Annotated in this window: 21 protein-coding genes and 1 tRNA gene; 17 read left to right on the top strand and 5 right to left on the bottom strand. The window is 33.9% G+C overall.

Going from position 1 to position 20567, the window contains the following annotated elements; genetic code table 11:
• Nucleotides 1–484 precede the first annotated feature (484 nt).
• From AC0608_RS02050 to AC0608_RS02030, 5 genes are all read left to right on the top strand, one after another.
• A complete protein-coding gene (locus AC0608_RS02050; RefSeq protein ID WP_478287959.1) occupies nt 485–1942 on the top strand; it encodes a glycoside hydrolase family 30 protein in 1458 nt (485 codons plus the stop codon).
• A 390-nt stretch (nt 1943–2332) separates the two neighbouring features.
• Nucleotides 2333–2539, top strand: coding sequence for a hypothetical protein (locus tag AC0608_RS02045; protein WP_478287958.1), 207 nt, complete (start codon nt 2333–2335; stop codon nt 2537–2539).
• Nucleotides 2540–2853: 314 nt separating this feature from the next.
• Nucleotides 2854–5079 (top strand): glycoside hydrolase family 3 N-terminal domain-containing protein, encoded by a 2226-nt coding sequence (locus AC0608_RS02040; RefSeq protein WP_478287957.1) that lies wholly within the window; start codon nt 2854–2856, stop codon nt 5077–5079.
• A 628-nt stretch (nt 5080–5707) separates the two neighbouring features.
• The gene (locus AC0608_RS02035; protein ID WP_417961202.1) at nt 5708–6463 is read left to right on the top strand and encodes an NUDIX hydrolase; all 756 of its coding nucleotides are present in this window, start codon (nt 5708–5710) and stop codon (nt 6461–6463) included.
• Between the two features lie 31 nt (nt 6464–6494).
• The gene (locus AC0608_RS02030; RefSeq protein WP_478287956.1) at nt 6495–6845 is read left to right on the top strand and encodes a Dabb family protein; all 351 of its coding nucleotides are present in this window, start codon (nt 6495–6497) and stop codon (nt 6843–6845) included.
• 62 nt (nt 6846–6907) lie between these two features.
• On the opposite strand, the gene AC0608_RS02025 is transcribed toward AC0608_RS02030, so the two are convergent.
• Nucleotides 6908–6982: transfer RNA gene (locus AC0608_RS02025), tRNA-Val, on the bottom strand.
• Nucleotides 6983–7067: 85 nt separating this feature from the next.
• Nucleotides 7068–8288, bottom strand: a complete 1221-nt coding sequence (locus AC0608_RS02020; protein WP_478287955.1) for a bifunctional folylpolyglutamate synthase/dihydrofolate synthase — start codon at nt 8286–8288, stop codon at nt 7068–7070.
• 128 nt (nt 8289–8416) lie between these two features.
• Here AC0608_RS02020 and AC0608_RS02015 point away from each other — a divergent pair, with 128 nt between their 5' ends.
• Both AC0608_RS02015 and AC0608_RS02010 read left to right on the top strand, forming a co-directional pair.
• On the top strand, nt 8417–9112 hold the full coding sequence (locus AC0608_RS02015) for a MotA/TolQ/ExbB proton channel family protein (RefSeq protein WP_417961198.1): 696 nt from the start codon (nt 8417–8419) through the stop codon (nt 9110–9112).
• A gap of 1 nt (nt 9113) precedes the next feature.
• Entirely contained in the window at nt 9114–9509 is a 396-nt protein-coding gene (locus AC0608_RS02010; RefSeq protein WP_417961196.1) for an ExbD/TolR family protein, read from the top strand.
• A gap of 117 nt (nt 9510–9626) precedes the next feature.
• Here the strand turns inward: AC0608_RS02010 and AC0608_RS02005 are convergent, their stop codons facing one another.
• The 3 genes from AC0608_RS02005 to AC0608_RS01995 form a co-directional block, all read right to left on the bottom strand.
• The gene (locus AC0608_RS02005) at nt 9627–10526 is read right to left on the bottom strand and encodes an energy transducer TonB (protein ID WP_417961194.1); all 900 of its coding nucleotides are present in this window, start codon (nt 10524–10526) and stop codon (nt 9627–9629) included.
• A 192-nt stretch (nt 10527–10718) separates the two neighbouring features.
• On the bottom strand, nt 10719–11945 hold the full coding sequence (locus AC0608_RS02000) for a Glu/Leu/Phe/Val dehydrogenase dimerization domain-containing protein (protein ID WP_417961192.1): 1227 nt from the start codon (nt 11943–11945) through the stop codon (nt 10719–10721).
• Between the two features lie 67 nt (nt 11946–12012).
• Nucleotides 12013–13083 carry an anhydro-N-acetylmuramic acid kinase gene (locus tag AC0608_RS01995; protein WP_478287954.1) on the bottom strand — a complete coding sequence of 357 codons (1071 nt, stop codon included), beginning with the start codon at nt 13081–13083 and terminating at the stop codon, nt 12013–12015.
• Nucleotides 13084–13171: 88 nt separating this feature from the next.
• Here AC0608_RS01995 and AC0608_RS01990 point away from each other — a divergent pair, with 88 nt between their 5' ends.
• The 10 genes from AC0608_RS01990 to AC0608_RS01945 all read left to right on the top strand — a co-directional run bounded on the left by AC0608_RS01990 (nt 13172) and on the right by AC0608_RS01945 (nt 20566).
• Nucleotides 13172–14311, top strand: a complete 1140-nt coding sequence (locus AC0608_RS01990) for an acyl-CoA dehydrogenase family protein (protein WP_478287953.1) — start codon at nt 13172–13174, stop codon at nt 14309–14311.
• 97 nt (nt 14312–14408) lie between these two features.
• Nucleotides 14409–15086 carry a Crp/Fnr family transcriptional regulator gene (locus tag AC0608_RS01985; protein WP_417990340.1) on the top strand — a complete coding sequence of 226 codons (678 nt, stop codon included), beginning with the start codon at nt 14409–14411 and terminating at the stop codon, nt 15084–15086.
• Between the two features lie 80 nt (nt 15087–15166).
• Nucleotides 15167–15766, top strand: a complete 600-nt coding sequence (locus tag AC0608_RS01980; RefSeq protein WP_417961184.1) for a peroxiredoxin-like family protein — start codon at nt 15167–15169, stop codon at nt 15764–15766.
• 2 nt (nt 15767–15768) lie between these two features.
• Nucleotides 15769–16242 (top strand): YHS domain-containing (seleno)protein, encoded by a 474-nt coding sequence (locus tag AC0608_RS01975; protein WP_417961182.1) that lies wholly within the window; start codon nt 15769–15771, stop codon nt 16240–16242.
• Nucleotides 16239–16619 (top strand): DoxX family protein, encoded by a 381-nt coding sequence (locus AC0608_RS01970; protein WP_417961180.1) that lies wholly within the window; start codon nt 16239–16241, stop codon nt 16617–16619. Before AC0608_RS01975 ends, AC0608_RS01970 begins: the two co-directional genes overlap by 4 nt.
• Nucleotides 16620–16628: 9 nt before the next feature.
• On the top strand, nt 16629–17117 hold the full coding sequence (locus AC0608_RS01965) for a DinB family protein (RefSeq protein WP_417961178.1): 489 nt from the start codon (nt 16629–16631) through the stop codon (nt 17115–17117).
• Nucleotides 17105–17815, top strand: coding sequence for an NRDE family protein (locus tag AC0608_RS01960; RefSeq protein WP_478287952.1), 711 nt, complete (start codon nt 17105–17107; stop codon nt 17813–17815). Before AC0608_RS01965 ends, AC0608_RS01960 begins: the two co-directional genes overlap by 13 nt.
• Nucleotides 17816–17837: 22 nt before the next feature.
• Nucleotides 17838–18887, top strand: coding sequence for an ATP-grasp domain-containing protein (locus AC0608_RS01955; protein WP_478287951.1), 1050 nt, complete (start codon nt 17838–17840; stop codon nt 18885–18887).
• Nucleotides 18888–18891: 4 nt separating this feature from the next.
• Nucleotides 18892–19545 carry a hypothetical protein gene (locus tag AC0608_RS01950; protein WP_417961172.1) on the top strand — a complete coding sequence of 218 codons (654 nt, stop codon included), beginning with the start codon at nt 18892–18894 and terminating at the stop codon, nt 19543–19545.
• 40 nt (nt 19546–19585) lie between these two features.
• Complete coding sequence (locus tag AC0608_RS01945) at nt 19586–20566, top strand: M28 family peptidase (protein WP_478287950.1); 981 nt, start codon at nt 19586–19588, stop codon at nt 20564–20566.
• Nucleotide 20567: the final 1 nt, after the last annotated feature.

Here is a 20567-nt window from a genome sequence, read left to right as displayed (position 1 = left end):
TTAAAAATGCCGTCACGATTTATGTTGACGGTATTTTTTTGAATCAAATATTCATTAGAATTAGATAAAGTTTTCTTTTTTATTACTCAGTATCGTTCTGATTCTATGCCGCCACTAGAAATATTTATAATTTCTGAACTCTATTTTGTTTACAGATTAATCGATAAATATGTATACACATCCACTTCTTTGTAGCGATAGCAAGTTATTTCTCTTTTAGTCTTTTAAAAAAATTAGAATGAATGTTTTAATATCTCTCAAAATCGATCTAGCTTTTATTGTCACTTAAAGGCGTTGATGGTTTCTTAAGGTATAGGTTATTGCATCGTTGACTATACATTTAAAATTGTTCTTGTAGGTTCTGTTCAAATTTCTACTAACTTAGTAGAAATTTGAATATTAAACAGAATAAAAGTTAGATTACAACTTCAATGGAAGCAAGTTTGGTATAAACAGATATGTTAATAATTAAAAAAATTACTTCATGAAAAAAATTACATCAATAGCCCTTTTATCACTAAGCTTTTTGACTTTTTCACAACAAAAAAACAAAACTGAACAACTGTCTTTTTCAACAAAAGGGAAAATAGTTACCGTTTATACCACTGCAGAAAATACCAAATTAAGATTAACTCAAACGGATCAATTGGGCTTCGGTATTGCAAAACAACCTTTAGAGTATGAAGTATCAGTTTTTGTAGAGCCTAAAAAAACATTTCAAAATTTCATGGGAATTGGTGGGGCAATTACAGTTGCCAGTGCGGAGGTTTTTGCAAAATTGAGCAAAGAGAAACAACAGGAATTTCTAAATGCGTACTATGATAAAGAAAAAGGAATTGGTAATTCATTACTAAGAACTACCATCCATAGTTCTGATTTTAGTAGTGGGAGCTATACCTATGTTAAAGATGGAGATAAAGATTTAAAAACGTTCAATATTGAGCACGACAGACAATTCCGTATTCCTATGCTTAGAGAAGCCATCAAAACGGCAGGTGGGAAATTGTTACTCTATGTTTCCCCATGGAGTCCTCCCGCTTTCATGAAAAGCAATAATAGTATGCTAAAAGGAGGAACATTACTTCCGGAATTTTACCAGTCATGGGCAAATTATTATACGAAGTTTATTAAAGCGTATGAAAAAGAGGGAATGCCGATTTGGGGATTGACTATTCAAAACGAACCTATTGCAACGCAAACTTGGGAATCCTGTGTGTATTCTGCGGAAGCAGAAAGAGATTTTTTAAAAAATTTCCTTGGTCCCACAATGAAAAAGGAAGGTTTAGGAGATAAAAAAATTGTGGTTTGGGATCACAATCGTGATATGATGAACCAGAGAGCGAATGTTATTTTCTCAGATTCGGAAGCTTCAAAATACGCTTGGGGAATGGGATTTCATTGGTACGAAACTTGGACAGGAGGAACGCCAATGTTTGATAATGTTCGAAAAGTTCAAGAAGCTTACCCCTCTAAAAACTTATTGTTTACTGAAGGATGTATAGAACGATTTGATGCTAAAAAATACCAATTTTGGGCAAATGGGGAACGATACGGAATTGCTATGATTAATGATTTTAATAATGGAACGGTTGGTTGGACGGATTGGAACATTCTTTTAGACCAAAACGGAGGTCCAAATCATGTAGGGAATTTTTGTTTCGCTCCCATTCATACGGATACGAACTCTGGGGAACTAATTTATACTCCGTCGTATTATTACATCGGGCATTTCTCAAAATTCATTCGACCAGATGCAAAAAGAGTCAGTACAGCAGTAAGCAGAAGTACTTTGTTGAGTACGTCATTCCTGAATAAAGATGGAAAAATGATTACTGTGGTAATGAATCAAAGCGATAAAAAAGTCACTTATAATTTAATTATCGCTACTGAGAAAACGGTTGTTGAAATTCCGGCTCACGGGATTCAAACATTAGTGTATTAACGTATAATCAGCCTTGTTTTTAAAACTTATTGATAAAAAAAGTAGTTTTAGTAGCCTTTGTTTGGTTTTAATTTGCTTCGTTTTGAGAAGGATACTTACATAGAAATGAACAAGAAATTATATTTAAATACCTGAAATAGTGTTTTTAGGTTAAGGATTGGTCCGAGGGATGGTGTACGATAAATACCAACGACTGGTTACTGTGACATTTTTTTGCATGTAATAAAAAAGAAGTTCCGGATTTAATTGGTGCTAAAACACTAGTAATACGATCAATTGTTGCAATATTGGAATAACGAAAACGCTAAGCCTACTGAAGATTTTCCAAAAAAGAATTATGGATTTTACTGAAAACTTCAAAATGAAAACCTGACCATCAGATATGATGTGATGTTCAGACAAGTTCAAGCTACCGTTGCTATGAAATACAAAAACTATTCTTTGCCCGGGAAAGTATTCGCAACTGAATATGATTTAGTACAAAACAGAGATACTTATTTGGATAAAGATACCGCTGATTGTGAATGTGCTATGTTTGTCAAGTGGAACAAAGGCGGACTGACGGAGTTAATATTCAGTCTTGTAATGATACAATAACAACTGGATTTCAGGTTACCTTTATTGAGGATGATTAATGGTTACGATACACCGTTGACGTAAAGACCAAAACTGTTTTTGATGTTGCGGAGCTTTATGTACATGAGGCTTCAGACGGAAAACTGTATTTAGAAGATGAAAACTGAAAAATTTCCCAAACAAAAAAATTCTATCCTCAGTTGGAATGAATAATTGGAAAATCGGGACATTATAAAATATGATTTTAAAACAAGAAAAATAAAAAAGGAGCTCGAAACTTAAAAATCCGTTTCATACTATTTTAAATAGCTACTGAAACAACAACGAAATTTGAAATGAAAAAAATAGTAACTACAGTTTTTTTATTGGCGTGTTTTCTTGGGTTTTCCCAACAAAAAACAATTGACCAAAAAGTGAATGCTTTGCTAAAGCAAATGACACTCGAAGAGAAAATAGGACAGCTCAATCAATATACAGGAAATAATCAAGCGACTGGGCCTATAACCATAAATCCGAATAAGGAAGCCGAAATTAAAACAGGTTTAATTGGTTCGATGTTGAATGTTTTAGGAACTAAATATACGCGTCAATATCAAGAATTAGCGATGCAGTCTCGATTGAAAATTCCATTGTTATTTGGTCAGGATGTTGTACATGGGTACAAAACTACTTTTCCACTTCCTTTGGCAGAAGCAGCAAGCTGGGATTTAGAAGCGATGGAATTTTCGGCAAGAATTGCTGCTGTAGAGGCATCTGCAAGTGGAATTCATTGGACATTTGCGCCTATGGTTGATATTGCCCGTGATCCTCGTTGGGGACGCGTGATGGAAGGCGCTGGAGAAGATACTTATTTAGGTTCAAGAATCGCCTACGCCAGAGTCAAAGGTTTTCAAGGGAATTTGGGAGATGTCAATTCGGTTATGGCTTGTGTGAAACATTTTGCTGCTTATGGAGCTGCTGTTGGCGGGAGAGACTACAACTCGGTTGATATGAGCGAAAGAATGCTTTGGGAAACGTATTTACCTCCTTTTAAAGCAGCGCTAGATGCTGGAGCGGCCACTTTTATGAATTCATTTAATGATATTAACGGAATTCCTGCAACTGGAAATAAATACCTCCAAAGAGACATTCTTAAAGGGAAATGGGACTTTCAGGGTTTTGTAGTGTCGGATTGGGGTTCGATTGGAGAAATGGTTAATCACGGATATTCAAAAGACAATAAAGAAGCAGCGTTACAAGCCATAATTGCTGGAAGTGATATGGACATGGAAAGTAATGCGTATCGATACCATTTAGCGGAATTGGTTAGAGAGAATAAAGTACCAATCGCTTTGATTGATGATGCCGTAAAAAGAATTTTACGCAAGAAATTTGAATTAGGACTTTTTGATAATCCCTATAAATACTCGAATCCGGAGAGAGAGCAAGCTGCATTGAACAATCCGGAGCACAGAAAAGCAGCAAGAAATATTGCCGCAAAAAGTATCGTGTTATTGAAAAATGAGAAAAACATTTTGCCCCTTTCTAAAAACATAAAAGCAATCGCTTTTATTGGGCCTTTGGTTAAAGAACACAAGCAAAATATGGGTTTTTGGGCAGTAGAATTACCAGAATTGGATTATGATAAACAAGTTGTTTCCCAATGGGAAGGTGTGGTAAATAAAGTAGGTAGTTCCACCAAATTGCTTTACGCCAAAGGGTGTGAAATTGAAGGCGATAACAAAGATGGTTTTGCCGAAGCTATTGCTGTTGCCAATCAAGCCGATGTTGTGATTTTGAGTATTGGGGAAAGAGCTGATATGAGTGGCGAAGCTAAAAGTCGCAGCAATATTCATTTGCCTGGAGTTCAGGAAGAATTGGTAAAAGCGATTCAGGCAACAGGAAAGCCGGTCGTAGTTTTGATTAACGCAGGAAGACCGCTTATTTTTAATTGGACTGCGGATAATATCCCAGCAATTGCTTACACATGGTGGTTAGGAAGTGAAGCAGGAAATGCTATTGCTGATGTTTTGTTTGGCGATTACAATCCTTCGGGGAAATTGCCAATGTCTTTTCCAAGGGAAGAAGGGCAAATTCCTATTTATTACAATCATTTTAATACAGGAAGGCCAGCTTCAAATGAAACGGCATTTAATTACGTTTCAGCGTATACGGATTTAAAAAACAGTCCTAGATTTTCTTTTGGATACGGGTTAAGTTATACTACTTTCGAATATTCAGATTTGAAGTTATCTAAAAATAAAATTAAAAATATAGAAGAAATCGAGGTTTCATTAAACGTGAAAAATTCAGGAAAAGTAGCAGGTGAAGAAGTAGTTCAGTTGTATTTGAGAGACAAAGTGGGTTCTGTAGTCAGACCAATTATTGAACTGAAAGATTTTCAAAAGATAAAACTAAATGTGGGTGAAACAAAAACAGTCAAATTTATCATTGACAAAGAAAAATTATCTTTTTACAATGCGGCATTGGAATGGATTTCTGAGCCGGGAGATTTTGATTTAATGATTGGATCATCCTCAGCAGATATTCGTTTAAAAACGACTTTCGAGTTGGTAAAATGAAAGAAACTCAATCGGTAGTATTTCTAATAATACTCTCGATAGAGTTTTAAAATAAAAAAGTATTGACGCTACACCTATTCCCTAGTGCACTTTTCGCTATGGTTGTTAGATTTCAAAATGGTATCTAGATTTCCGTCTGTGAATTTCCCTCCTAATAACAAAATAATTTATTGGCACCAGTAAAGTTATCAACAAGTGACTCGTATGATGTTTATTAATTTTAAGTTTCTTAAATAATGATTCCCTTGTTAGGATAGTTTTTAAAGCTTTCGTAGATTCAATAGCTATAGTTTGTTTTAAAGGTAAAAAGCCTTGTTTTAACACTAGCACTAGCTTTATATAATATGTTGTTTCAACAGAACGTAGAGGTGTTTTTCTTTCTGTGTTAGTTGTCTAACTAAATGTATTTAGTATAAAACGCATCTTTTTTTGTAAGTTATTTTTAACTATTTTGTGTGCGAATATGTTTTCTTGTTGAATGAATTTGTTTCTTGGAGTAAACATTTTTTGTTTAAACCAAAAGTAAATAATAGGAAACTTTCAAAAATAGGCATTTCTTTATTTTCTTTAAAAAAATGAGCTAAATTGCGTCTTTAAATAATATAACTTAATTACTAGAATAGATCACATGTTAAAAACCATTTTAGATAACAAGGAAGAATATCAACCGGGTTTATCAATAGATTGTGTGATTTTCGGATTTCATGATAATCAGCTGAAGGTATTATTAATAAAAACAAGGTACAGTGATAAATGGGCTTTGCCTGGCGGGTTTGTACCTGTAAATGAAGATATTGATGAGGCTGCGGTTACTGTTTTACATGGTAGAACAGGACTGAAAGGTATTTTTCTGAGGCAGTTTTCTACATTTGGAGCAGCTAGAAGGTGTAGTGTGGCTGTTAGCAATGCTGTTCTGGATTTTTATGGAATACCTTTAGACGAAGGAAAATGGTATGCTAGTCGTTTTGTAACGGTTGGTTATTATGCCTTAGTCGATTTTTTACAAACCGTTCCACAGCCTGAAGGCATAAATGAAATTGTGGAGTGGATTGACCATAATGCGGTACCGGAATTGATTTTGGACCACAGACAAATTCTAGAGACAGCATTGGAAACTCTTCGTATGGAGTTAAATTTAATGCCGGTAGGGTATAATTTACTTCCCGAAAAATTTACTATTCCGGAATTGCAAAAATTATATGAAACGATATTAGGTAGAAAACTCGACCGTAGAAATTTTCTGCGTAAGATAATGGCAATCGGAATCTTGACAAAGTTGGACGAGAAGAAAAGTAATGTAGCTCACAAAGCTCCAAATTTATATAGTTTCGATAAAGATAAATACGAAAAAGTGGTTAAGAACGGATTGACGCAAGGTTGGTAATCTCAAATAATACATCATAAATCTCTTTAGTATGAATAATGATAAAGTAATGAAGCCTGGTGTTGTTTTAAATGGAAATAGCAATAATACGATACGTCATTCGGTCGTTTTTAGATTTAATGAAGGAATGAATGAACTTGAAAAGCAACAATTTTTTTATGCAATAACAAAATTAACGGCAATCAATGGCGTTGAAAAATTTGAAATACTTAAACAGGTTAGTATCAAAAATAAATTTGAATACGGAATTTCAATGGAATTTAAAAACGAAGAAGGATACCAATATTATAATAATCATCCAGATCATGTTGCCTTTGTGCAAAATATATGGTTGAGAAACGTAGAAGATTTTTTAGAGATAGATTACAAAGCGTTGGATTAAATTTCAAATTATTGAAAATCTAAAGCATAAAAAAACTCCATTATTTCTAATGGAGTTATCTGTGGGCGATGAGGGGTTCGAACCCCCGACCCCCTCGGTGTAAACGAGGTGCTCTGAACCAGCTGAGCTAATCGCCCTATACAATTTGGTCACTTTCGTTTCCGTTATTGCGTGTGCAAATATACATCACTTTTCTAGATTTGCAAGTAAAAATCAAAAAAATTATAAAATTTCTGCTACTACAAAGGTGCTTCCGCCAATGTATATAAAATCAGATTTCCCAGCGTTTTCAATTGCTCTTTTATAAGCTTCTGAAACAGAATTGTATACTTCCCCTTTTAGTTCAAAAGAGGCTGCTTTTTGTTTTAGAATTTGCACATCCAATCCGCGAGGAATATTTGGTTTGCAAAAATAATATTTGGCATTTTTAGGGAATAAAGGTAAGATTTCATTTAAATCTTTGTCGTTTACTACTCCTAAGACAATATGTAAAGCGTCAAAATCTTCTTTTTGTATTTGTTGTAAAACAATTTCCAGCCCGTTTTTGTTGTGTGCGGTGTCGCAAATAACTTTAGGAAATTCATTTATCTGTTGCCATCTGCCTTGAAGGCCAGTATTTATTACAACTCGTACGAATCCTGATTTTATATTTTCTGGAGTAATTTTAAATTTATTTTGGTTATTTAAAACAGCAATAGTCTGTAAAACTGTTTTCTTGTTGTGCATCTGATAATCCCCAATCAAATCTGAGGGATGGTTTTCTGAAATTAAATCGGAAGCAAAATAGATTTCCGAACTGCATTCTTTGGCTTTGGCCATAAAAACAGGCTTGGTCTTAGTGGTGTATTCTCCAATTATTACAGGGATATTGGGTTTTATGATACCCGCTTTTTCAAAAGCGATAGCTTCTAGTGTGTTGCCCAAAAATTGTATATGATCCAATCCTATATTGGTAATTACCGAAACTAATGGCGTAATAATATTGGTGGCGTCCAATCTTCCGCCCATTCCCACTTCTATAATGGCAATATCTACTTTTTCTTTGTAGAAATAATCGAAAGCTAGCCCCACGGTCATTTCGAAAAAACTCATATCGTTTGATTCAAAAAAGTTCTGGTGGTCCTTGATGAAATCAATGACAAATTTTTCAGAAATTTCCTTTCCGTTAATTTTCATACGTTCCCGAAAATCTTTTAAATGTGGGGAAGTGTACAATCCCACTTTATAACCGGCTTCATGAAGTATGGATGCTAACATATGTGATGTAGATCCTTTTCCATTAGTTCCCGCAACATGAATGCATTTTATTTTATCTTGTGGATTTTCAAGATGAGCTAATAATAAATGCGCGTTGGTTAAATCTTTTTTATAGGCTGAAGCGCCCTGAAGTTGGTACATCGGTAGCTGATTAAACATCCAATTTATGGTTTGCTGATAGTTCATTTTAGTAATAAAATAGGGTTGTTTAAAATATTTTTCGTTTTTTTTAGTTTAATAGTACATCGAAAAGTATCTTTAGTGCAAAATTGAAATAATTTTTAGAATTAATGATTAAAATACAATAATATTATATGTTTAGTTTTATACAATTACAGGCCGACACCATTGCCAACGCTGCTTCAAACGTAGTTATTGAAAAAATTGCTCCAAATACCGAAATATCCACTTTAGGATTTCTTTTAAAAGGTGGTGTGTGGTTAATTCCGATTGGGATACTATTATTTTATACCTTTTATCTGATTATTGAGCGGTATTTGTATATCAGTAAAGCATCGAAAATTGATACTCTTTTGATGCGTGATGTACGCGATAATCTAAATTCAGGGAATCTTGATTTGGCGCGATCTATCGCAGAAAGAAACAATACAGCTTCAGGAAATATAGTAAAAGAAGGAATTCTGGTTATCGGGAGACCTATTATTGAAATTGAATCCAATATGGATCGAGCAGCAGATATTGAAATAGGAGGTATGGAAAAGCATTTAGGACATTTGGGACTTATTGCCGGAATTGCCCCTACACTAGGATTTATTGGAACTATTTCTGGAGTTATTAAAATATTTTACAGTATTTCGGTAACTGAAAACATCAGTATTGGTAATATCTCTGGAGGATTGTATGAGAAAATGATCAGTAGTGGCGCTGGATTAATCGTTGGTATTATTGCCTATAGCGGGTATCATTTATTAAACGGTAAGATTGATAATTTTGCTTTAAAAATTCAAAAACAAATATTAGAGTTTGTAAATATTATTCAAAGATCATAATATGTCTATAAAACGAAAAAGGAGATTTCATGCCGAGGTGGCTACTTCGTCATTAAGTGATATTATGTTTTTCTTGTTGTTGTTTTTCTTGATTATATCAACGTTGGCAAATCCTAATGTGATCAAAATGACATTGCCAAAAGCAAAATCCAATGAGAAAACAAACAAGCAATATATTAGTTTATCTGTTACTGAGGATAAAAAGTTCTATATTGACAAGCAAGTAGTTTCCTTTGAAGAACTAGAGACAGCTTTGATGTCAAAAATGAATACGGAGAAGGATCAAACAGTTATTGTTCGCATTCCATTCAATTTGCAAGTACAAGATTTAGTTGACGTGTTGCAAATAGGAGTCAAAAACAATCTGAAATTTGTGATTGCTACCAGTCCAAAGTAAATGTAATTGCGGGTTTTCACGAAGCAATCGCACAGGTTAAGCTTTCTGTATTTTGATTTTAAAATAAAAAAAATGCCTCGAATAGTTCGAGGCATTTTTTATTTAGGATTGTGTAATTTAATTCAAATTGAAATTATAAACAATTTTACCAACTTGTTTTTCCGGTGCATCGCTGCTGGCATCCCATCTCGTGTTCATAGCGGCAATTCGAGCTTGGTCTAATAAGCATTTTGCAGTATTAGTTGTTCCCTTAACTCCAGCAACGGCGTTTACAGTTCTTCCTGTTCTGTCTACCGATACTTCAACAACAACTTTACCTTGTTCATTACACGTGTATTTTGGTGCGGGTTTAGAAACTGCTTTTCTGTTTCCTAACGAATATCCAATGCCACCACCCGAACCGCTTCCTGTTCCGCCACCGCTTCCAGAACCATAGCCACTGCCAGTACCTATTCCGGTTCCAGTGCCATTTCCACCACCTGTTCCGCCTCCGGAACCTCCCGTTCCATAATAACCGCTAGAACTCAAGCTTCCATTAGTCTTTCCTTTATTTCCGGCGGTTTTATCATCGCCATCGCCACCTTTATTAGAACCTCTTAGAATACTGGATAAGGCATCATTGGTATTATTAGAAACTTTAGGTTTTACAACCACAGGTTTCGTTACTTCTTTTATGACCACTATTGGTTTTTTAGTTTTTTCTTTTGTCGGAATCACAACACTTTCTTCAGTACTGTTTTCTTGAGATAAAATAGCTTCGTCTGGAGTTGATTTTAACGGAGTTTGTTTGGTTTGGTTTTTTACCTCTAAAACTTCGCTTTTGTAATTAACTCCAGAACCTAGATCGCTGTCGCCAAAATTAACCGTAACGCCACCGCCACCTCCGCCTCCAGCAAGTTCATCCATGTTTGCAGGTGGCCAAAATCGGATAAAAAATAAAATCAACAACATTGTCGCGTACAAAAGAATGGATAGTGCTAAGGATTTCTTTTGATCTGATGAAATGGTGGAACTCATTTGTATTTTAAATTTTAAAAAGTGTATTACTAAAAAACGTTGAAAAGTACTAAAAATTGTTAAGAGTAAAAAGCCACTGCTGGAATATAAATAAGAATACTGCACCTAGAACAGAAATGATAAAAGGGATTAAACAGATTATAAAATCTGCTTAATCCCAGTTCCGATAAATAGAAAGAATACTATTTTATTTTAAGTAAGCTGCTTCAGTGCAATTTCAAAAGCAGTGGCACTGATATTTGTTTTGCTTGGATTTAAAGCGTGTGCTTTTTCAATTGCTTTTTTAATAATTTCCGATGTGTCTTGGAAAATAGCTTCATCCGTCATTTGCACTTTCTTTTCCATAAAGTAAGCAAAAACACGAGCCATCCCACAATTAGAGATAAAGTCAGGAATCAAACTTACTTTATGATCTACATCTTCCATAATAGGTCCAAAAAAGATTGCTGCATCAGCAAAAGGTACATTCGCACCACAAGAAATTACTTCAAGACCATTGGCAATCAAGCTGTCAATTTGAGATTGAGTTACCAATCGAGAAGCGGCACATGGAGTGAATATTTCAGCGCCAATTGTCCATATTTTTTGATTGATTTCTTCAAAAGGAATCATGTTTTCGGCCACCAGTTTGTTTCCGTCTTTGGCAAGAAACAAGGCTCTTATTTCTTCAAAAGTGAATCCTTCTTCATTAATTAATCCTCCGTCTCTGTCGATAATACCAATTACTTTAGCACCCATTTCGGCTAAGTAAAATGCGGCAGCAGAACCTACATTCCCAAAACCTTGTACAATGGCTTTCTTACCTTTTACATCACCACCATAAATCGTGTAATAATTGCGAACGGCTTCGGCAACACCATAACCGGTTATCATGTCAGCAACAGTATATTTTCTAGAAACATCAGGAGAGAATCTTGGGTTTTCGATCACTTTAACGACACCTTGGCGTAATTGCCCAATTCTATTGATTTTATCCGCTTCGGTAGGTTTGAAATGACCGTTAAAAACACCTTCTTGTGGGTGCCATACACCACATTCTTCCGTCATAGGAATAACTTCGTGAATTTCATCCACATTCAAATCACCACCAGTTCCGTAGTAGCTTTTCAATAATGGAGAAACGGCTTTATACCAACGTTGTAAAACGCCTTTTTTTCTTGGATCACTCGGGTCAAAATTAATACCAGATTTAGCACCGCCAATGGCAGGCCCTGAAACCGAAAATTTTACTTCCATAGTTTTTGCTAGCGACAAAACTTCATTCATATCTAACCCTTTTCTCATGCGAGTACCACCACCGGCAGCACCACCGCGTAGCGAATTGATGACTGTCCATCCTTCAGCTTCTGTTTCTGCATCTTTCCAATGGAAAACTATTTCAGGTTCTTTATTTTCGAATTTCTTTAATAAATCTTTCATTTGTTGCGATATGTTTAATTTTGGCAAATATAAAAAATAGAATAATGTGAATTATCTATTTTTAATTTTATTTTGGTGAATAAATAATTCCGGAACTATGATCTTTCTTTGCGCCTGTAACACTACTCAAAACATTGATTTCTCCGCGTAATTTTAAAACACCAAGCAATGCAAAAATCAATGCTTCTTTGAATTCCAAAATTTTAGTTGATGGAATAATAATTTTCATTTCCAGTAAATGATATTGGATGCGCTCTATCAGAAAATTATTATATGCACCACCGCCAGTTATAAGTATACTGCCTTTTTTTATAGGTAATGCCAGCGCAATTTGAATAGCTATATGTTCAGTAAAAGTGTGTAATTTGTCTTCAATGGGAATAGAATATTTTTCGATAATAGGTAAAACAGTTTCTTTTACAAACTCAAAACCCAATGATTTAGGGTGTTTCTTTTGGTAGAAATTCAAAGCATTTAATTCATTTAATAAATCTTCGTTACAACTTCCAGTTCTTGAAATACTACCTCTGTCATCATAATCCAATCCCAATTCATTGGCGTAAAAATTTAAAACAGTATTTACAGGCGAAATGTCAAAGGCGATTCGTTTCTTTTCTCGCTCAAACGAAACATTCGAAAAACCGCCTAAATTAATGCAGTACTCATATTCAGAAAATAATATTTTGTCGCCAACAGGGACTAAAGGGGCACCCTGACCACCAAGTTGTACATCTTGAACTCTAAAATCACAAACGACCGTTTGGTTAATTAAAGTAGCGATTTCGGGTAGATTACCAATTTGAAGTGTCAATCCGTTTTGTGGTTGATGTAAAATAGTATGTCCGTGGGAACAAACGGCATCAAGGTTTTTTATTTTGTGCTTTTCGATAAAGTTAGAGATAATAACAGCTAGGAGTTGCGTGTAGTCTTGGTTTAATTTTTCGAGTTTATCTTGAGAAAAATCAACTGCTTTTTTTAATTTGTTTAACCAATCAACAGCATAAGATATGGTTTCGGATTCCAGAATTTGGAAGTCCCATTTGTTGTTTTTGACAGTAAAGACAATATGTGCTAAATCTACTCCGTCTAGAGAAGTTCCAGACATGATTCCTATTATAATATACTTTTCTTTAAACATTGGCTAAATTTACGAAATCGTTTGAAAACTAGTTTTTAATAATTACTTTTGTCCTCAAATTTAAGAACATTTAATTTACTATAAAAATATGGATTTTAATCTAACCGAAGAGCACTTAATGATTCAACAGGCAGCACGTGATTTTGCAAATGCCGAATTGTTAGCAGGAGTTATTGAAAGAGATGAACATTCGAAGTTTCCAACTGAACAAGTGAAGATGATGGCCGAATTGGGTTTCATGGGGATGATGGTGGATCCAAAATATGGTGGATCAGGTTTAGATAGTATTTCGTATGTTTTAGCCATGACAGAAATTTCAAAAGTGGATGCATCTGCTGCGGTAATTATGTCAGTAAATAATTCATTAGTTTGTGCGGGGATTGAAAAATATTGTAATGAAGAACAAAAAATGAAGTATTTGGTTCCTCTTGCAAAAGGAGAGGTAATTGGTGCTTTTTGTTTATCAGAACCAGAAGCGGGTTCCGATGCAACTTCTCAAAAAACAACGGCTCTGGATAAAGGAGATCATTATTTATTGAATGGGACTAAAAACTGGATAACCAATGGTTCTTCGGCATCTACCTATATTATAATCGCTCAAACAGATATTGAAAAAGGACACAAAGGAATCAATGCTTTTATCGTTGAAAAAGGATGGGTTGGATTTGATATTGGTCCCAAAGAAAAGAAAATGGGAATTCGGGGTTCAGATACGCATTCATTAATGTTTACGGACGTTAAAGTTCCTAAAGAAAACCGAATTGGAGAAGATGGTTTTGGGTTTAATTTTGCGATGTCAGTTTTGAACGGCGGACGAATAGGTATCGCTTCTCAAGCATTAGGAATAGCAACCGGTGCGTATGAATTGGCGTTGAAATATTCTCAAGAAAGAAAAGCTTTTGGAAAAGAAATTTTTAAACACCAAGCGATCGCTTTTAAATTAGCAGATATGGCCACTCAAATTATGGCTGCAAAAATGCTAGTTCTCAAAGCAGCATCTGAAAAAGATGAAGGGAAAGATATCTCACAATCGGGTGCTATGGCTAAGTTATTTGCTTCACAAACGGCTATGGATACTACAATTGAAGCTGTTCAAATTCACGGTGGGAATGGATATGTGGCTGAATATCATGTAGAGCGTATGATGCGTGATGCTAAAATTACTCAAATTTATGAAGGAACTTCTGAAATACAAAGAATTGTAATTTCAAGAACATTGGTTTCATAAATATATTATATAATATTTTACAAACCCTTTCAAGTTCTGATTTGAAAGGGTTTTGTTTTTTTACTCGTTTTTTCAATACATTTACGAAAAGAATTTTATGTACGAGGATTTAAAATATTGGTATTTGCGCGATCACAAATTATTTAGGACGTTGAGTTTTGGACAAATAAGACAATTGTGCATTATTACTGGTTTTAAAAAAGCACAGAAAGGCGAAATTATCTATTTTTCTACGTCGGATTTGCCGAGAATTTTTCTTTTAAAAAAAGGGAATATAAAAATTGTTGCGGTCGATGAAGATGGAAATGAAACGATTAAAGACATTATTCAAAAAGGAGATTTGTTTGGAGAGTTAGCTTTAGATGTTGATAATCAATCTAATGAATATGCAAAAGTGCTATCCGATGATGTAGCTATTTGTAGTTTTTTGATGTCAGATTTTGAAGATTTATTGTTGCGAAATCCAAGTCTGGCGTTGTCCTACACTAAGTTCGTAGGCTTAAAGATGAAACGCATTAAGAACAGTTATTCTAATTTGATTTCTAAAGACGCCAGAACCAGATTGTTTCAGTTCCTAAAAGATTGGGCTGAAAAAGAAGGCAAACAAGTAGCGAATAAAGTTGTAATTGAAAACTACTTAACCCAAAATGATATTGCACAAATTATCTGTACTTCGAGACAAACGGCAACACAATTGATCAATGAAATGGAAACGAATGGTACTATTATTTACAGCAGGAAAGAAATTGTCATACCGGATGTTAGTAAATTATAGTTATTTTAGTTAAACTGTAACATAGCCGACATATCATCTCGATATTACACAGTAGCTTTACAACTTAAAAATGTAACACCATGAAAAAAATAATTTATTTGGCTTTATTAGCTTTGGGAATATCAGTAAATGCTCAAAATAATTTGCCAAAATCAGCTTCAGAAATTGCACCATTACTTATTGGTGAAAAAATTCCGGATGTTATTTTAAAATCTGTTGAAAATAAAGAGGTGAATTTAACCGAATTAATTGCAAAAAAAAGAACCATTTTAGTTTTTTATCGTGGTGGTTGGTGCCCGTATTGTAACATTCATTTAGCTGCGCTGGCAGAAGCCGAAAAAGAATTATTAGATTTAGGATATCAAATTATTGCTATAAGTCCGGATGCTCCAAAAAGTCTGAAAGTAACAGATGATAAAGAGAAATTAAATTATTTGTTATTATCGGATAGTAAAGGCGAATTAGCCAGGGGTGTAGGAATTGCTTTTCAAGCACCAGAAAATTATAAGGCTGTCATAGCAAAAGGTTCTGAAGGTGCAAATAATTCTTTTTTACCTGTTCCTGCAGTGTTAATTTTAAATGTGAACGCTGAAATAGAGTTTGAACACATTACTCCAAATTATAAAAACAGGATATCAAACGAATTGTTAATTGCCGTGGCTAAATCTTTAAATAAGTAACAATGAAAAAAATGTTGTTGATTTTATTTCTATTAGCTACTTTTTCAGGCTTTTCGCAAAAGGACAATAAACGAGTGATTCATTTCAACCTTGAAAAAAACGAGGCTATTCAAGGATATGATCCTGTGGCTTATTTTAAACAGGGAAAAGCAGTTAAGGGAAAGAAAGATATATCAGTATTGTATGAAGGGGTGGTGTATTATTTTTCATTGCAAGTAAATAAAGAATACTTTTTGAAGAATCCTTCAAAATATGAGCCTCAATATGGGGGTTGGTGTGCGTTTGCAATGGGCGATTCTAATGAGAAGGTTCCCATAAATCCGGAGACCTTTAAAATCAGTAATGGAAAATTGTATTTGTTTTACAATGCTTATTTTAATAACACTTTGAAAAGTTGGAATAAAAATGAATCTGGATTGATGAGTAAAGCAGATGTTAACTGGAATAAAAGAGTTAAAGTAAAAGCAGTATCATGAAAACATTTTTGTTTTTCTGGATAATGAGACTCACAGTTGCGGTAATTTTAGTGCAAACGTTGTATTTCAAATTTACGGCTAGTGACGAATCCGTATTTATTTTTGCTGCTTTGGGAATTGAACCGTACGGAAGAATTGGTACCGGAATAGTGGAATTAATGACAGTGATTTTTATTTTAATACCAAGTACTAGGCTGTTTGGGGCTATATTGGGTTGCGGCGTTATGCTTGGTGCGATTTTTGCTCATTTGTTCGTCCTTGGTATTGCAGTGAAAAATGATGGTGGCACACTTTTTATTTTAGCACTAATTACCTTTCTTTGTTGTGTTACTTTAGTTTATAAAGATAAAACGAGAGTAATGAATTTCTTGAATTAAAACTTAAATATGCTACTACCTTCTATAAATAATAGTTTAAATGAATTAATTGATTTGCTGAATCAATTGTCGCAAAAAGAATATTCAAATTCTTGCGTAGAATTAAGTGATGCAACTATTGGAGAGCATACCAGACATATTATAGAGATGTTTCAGTGTTTAGAAAATCAATATGATTTAGGTATTGTAAATTATGATAAAAGAGAACGAAACATTCGAATTCAAACAGATACTGCTTTTGCTATTGAAAACATTGTAACGGTTCAACAGAATTTAGATAAAAAAAATAAAAGTATTGAATTGCTACAAGTCATTGATGGAGAGGAAATTCGTATTGAAAGCAATTATTTCCGAGAATTACTCTATAATTTAGAACATTGTATTCATCATCAAGCGCTTATAAAAGTAGCTATTTTACAATGTGAAACAGTTACAATTGATCCTAATTTTGGAGTTGCCCGGTCTACAATAGAATATAGAAATCAATGTGCACAGTAAGTTTTGTAGCAACGAATGGTAAAATTATCATTACTTCCAATCGGGATGAAAAAACAATAAGGCCGAGTGCAATACCCCCTAAAAATTATACTGTAAACGGGAAAAATCTTATTTTCCCAAAGGACCCAAAAGCAGGAGGAACTTGGTTTGTAGCTAATGCAGACGGAACCATTTTGGTGCTGTTAAATGGAGCCGACGAAAAGCACGAAGTCAAACTTCCGTATCGAAAAAGCCGAGGTTTGATTGTCTTAGAGATGATCAGTAGTATTTCACCGAAGGATTTCTGGACAGAAATTGATTTGGAAAATATTGAACCGTTTACGTTAGTTTTATTTCAAAACAATGCTCTTTTTCAATTGCGATGGAACGGAAAAGAGAAAACAACAATATTATTAGACGTTCATCAAAACCATATTTGGTCATCATCAACGTTATATCCATCAGCGATTCGTGAAAAACGTGCTAACTGGTTTCATACTTTCATGGATGACAATTTTCAAGTTTCTGAATCAAAGATGTACGATTTTCATCGCTATACTGAAAAAGGAAATGATGAAAATGGTTTAGTGATCAATAGAAATGACGAGACGAAAACATTAAGTATTACTCAATCGGTAATTGAAAAAAATAAAGTAGCTATATTGCATTATGATTTGATTGCTCAACAGGAATATATTACTTCATTTATTACTCTTTAATACGCATACATTGACCCTACTTATGACGAACAGGCGAATTAACCTATTTTATTATAAAATTACACATTGGGAATATTGGCCTTTCCAGATTGTTTATATTCCTATTTATTTTTTATGGTCCTATTATTCTATTAAAGCAAAGTCAATTTTCTTCTTCAATGCTTCTAATCCCACCATAAAAAATGGAGGATTTATGATGGAATCTAAAAAAGAAATTTACAATTTGATACCGCAACACTATTATCCAAAAACGGAATTAATAAAAGCGGGAACGGCTCTTGAAGATATTTTAGATAGTATTGACAAAGCAAAAATAAAATATCCTTTTATTGCAAAACCTGATGTTGGACTGCGAGGATCAGGAGTTAAGAAAATTAATACCGTGACCGATTTAAAAGCATATGTAAAAAAAGCTAATTTTAATTTTGTAGTCCAGGATTTAATTCCGTATCAGAATGAAGTTGGAATATTTTATGTTCGCTATCCGCATGAAAAAGCTGGTAGAATTACTGGAATTGTTTCTAAAGAATTTCTGATTATTACTGGAAACGGATTCTCGACTGTAGAAGAATTGATTAAAAAAAATCCTCGATACGAACTACAATTAAAAGTCTTGAAAGCGGAATACGGACATGAACTATTTAATATTCTTCCAAAAGGAGAAAAGTTGAATTTGGTGCCCTATGGAAACCATGCTCGCGGTGCAAAATTTATTGATGGAAGTCATTGGATAACGCCAAAATTGACACAAACAATTAACGAAATGTGTTTACAAATCCCAGGTTTCTACTTTGGCAGAATGGATGTCATGTACAATACCATGGAAGAATTGGAACACGGTTTGAATTTTTCAGTTGTGGAGTTGAATGGCGCTGCAAGTGAGCCAACACACATTTATGACCCCAAACACTCTTTGTTTTTTGCTTGGAAAGAACTAGCCCGTCACATAACTTATATGTATGAAATAAGTGTGGCAAATCATAAAAATGGAGTGCCATATTTACGGCATAAAGACGGTATGAAAGAATACAGAATGCATCTCGAACAAAGCAATAAAATTGTAAATTTTTAAGAAGATGAGGGCATTAAAGAATTTTTTTGTTGGTTTTTTAGTGAGTTTTGTCGGATCAATTCCGTTGGGGTATTTAAACGTTGTTGGTTTTGAAATTTATTCAAAACTAGGAATAAACTGTTTGATATTTTTTCTATTAGGAGTTCTATTTGTGGAAATGTTTGTGATTTATTTTACTTTAATTTTTGCAAAGCAATTGGTCAACAATAAAAAATTAATGAGGATTATTGATTTTTTTGCTGTTTTCTTTTTGTTGCTTTTAGGATATTCTTTTTATGCTAATTCTAATCTTACAATGGGGCAACAAGGTATTTTAGAGAAATACGCATTGTACTCTCCTTTCCTTATTGGTGTGATTTTGAATGGTATCAATTTTATTCAATTGCCATTTTGGACTGGTTGGAATCTCTATTTGATGAATGGGAATTATATTTCTATTGGAAATAATACAAAACAATATTATATTGCAGGGACTTTATTAGGTACATTTTTTGGGATGCTAACTTTGATTTTAATTTTAAACACGTTGTCTAGAAATACTACAAGCTTTTCAAAATATGTAATGCCGGTATTAATTCCCTGTTTTTTTGTGATTTTAGCTGTTGTTCAAATGGGTAAAGTTTACAAGAACTATTATCGGAATAAACCAAAATTATAAATGTCTAATATATTTTTAAGCTAAATAAATCTCCATAATCATGAAAAAAATATTTTTATCTCTTTCTTTGATTGTCATTAGTTGTTTATCAACTTCAACAATCATTGCTCAAACAGCTAATGTAGCACCATTAAAAATCGGAACTGTAACATATAAGGTTAAAGAAAATGATGTTGCTGAAACATTGAAATATTTAGCTTCGGATGAGTTAGAAGGTAGAGAGACAGGAAAAGCAGGAATGGTTAAGGCCGCGGATTACTTGGAACAGTTTTTCAAAAATAACAATGTAAAGCCCTATTTTAAATCGTATCGGGATACGTTGTCAACTTTCAAAGAACCCGCTTTCAATATTGTAGGTTTTATTGAAGGGAATGATCCAATACTTAAAAATGAATTTATTATTCTAAGCGCTCATTACGATCATATTGGCTTGGATAAAAAAGGGGTGAGTGGCGATTTCATAAACAACGGCGCCAATGATGATGCATCAGGAACAACTGCAGTTGCTGAGATGGCGAAATATTTTAGTTTAACTGAAAATAACAAACGGAGTATTCTTTTCGTGTTTTTTGCCGGAGAGGAAAAAGGGTTGTTAGGGTCTAAACATTTGGCCAAAAAACTGAAAGCACAAGATTTTAAATTGTACGCCCAGCTCAATATTGAAATGATTGGTGTGCCAATGAAAAGAGAATATTTAGCATATATTACTGGTTTTGACAAATCCAATATGGCGGGTAAAATCAACCAATATACTGGGAAAAACACGATAGGTTTTCTTCCAAAAGAAGCTGAATATAAATTGTTTCACAGATCAGATAACTTCTCCTTTTATGATGTTTTTAAGGTGCCCTGCCAATCAGTGAGTACCTTTGATTTTGAAAATTTTGAATTTTACCATCATGTTTCCGATGATTTCAAAGCGATGGATATTTCGCACATGACATCCTTTATTCAGGAATTATTACCTGCTGTAACACAAATGGCAAACACGCCAACACAAGAAATTACAATGGTTAAATAGT

The organism is Flavobacterium sp. GNP008 (assembly GCF_056428965.1).
The sequence above is the reverse complement of the archived record's forward strand: the minus strand, read 5'-3'. Positions and strand labels throughout refer to the sequence as shown.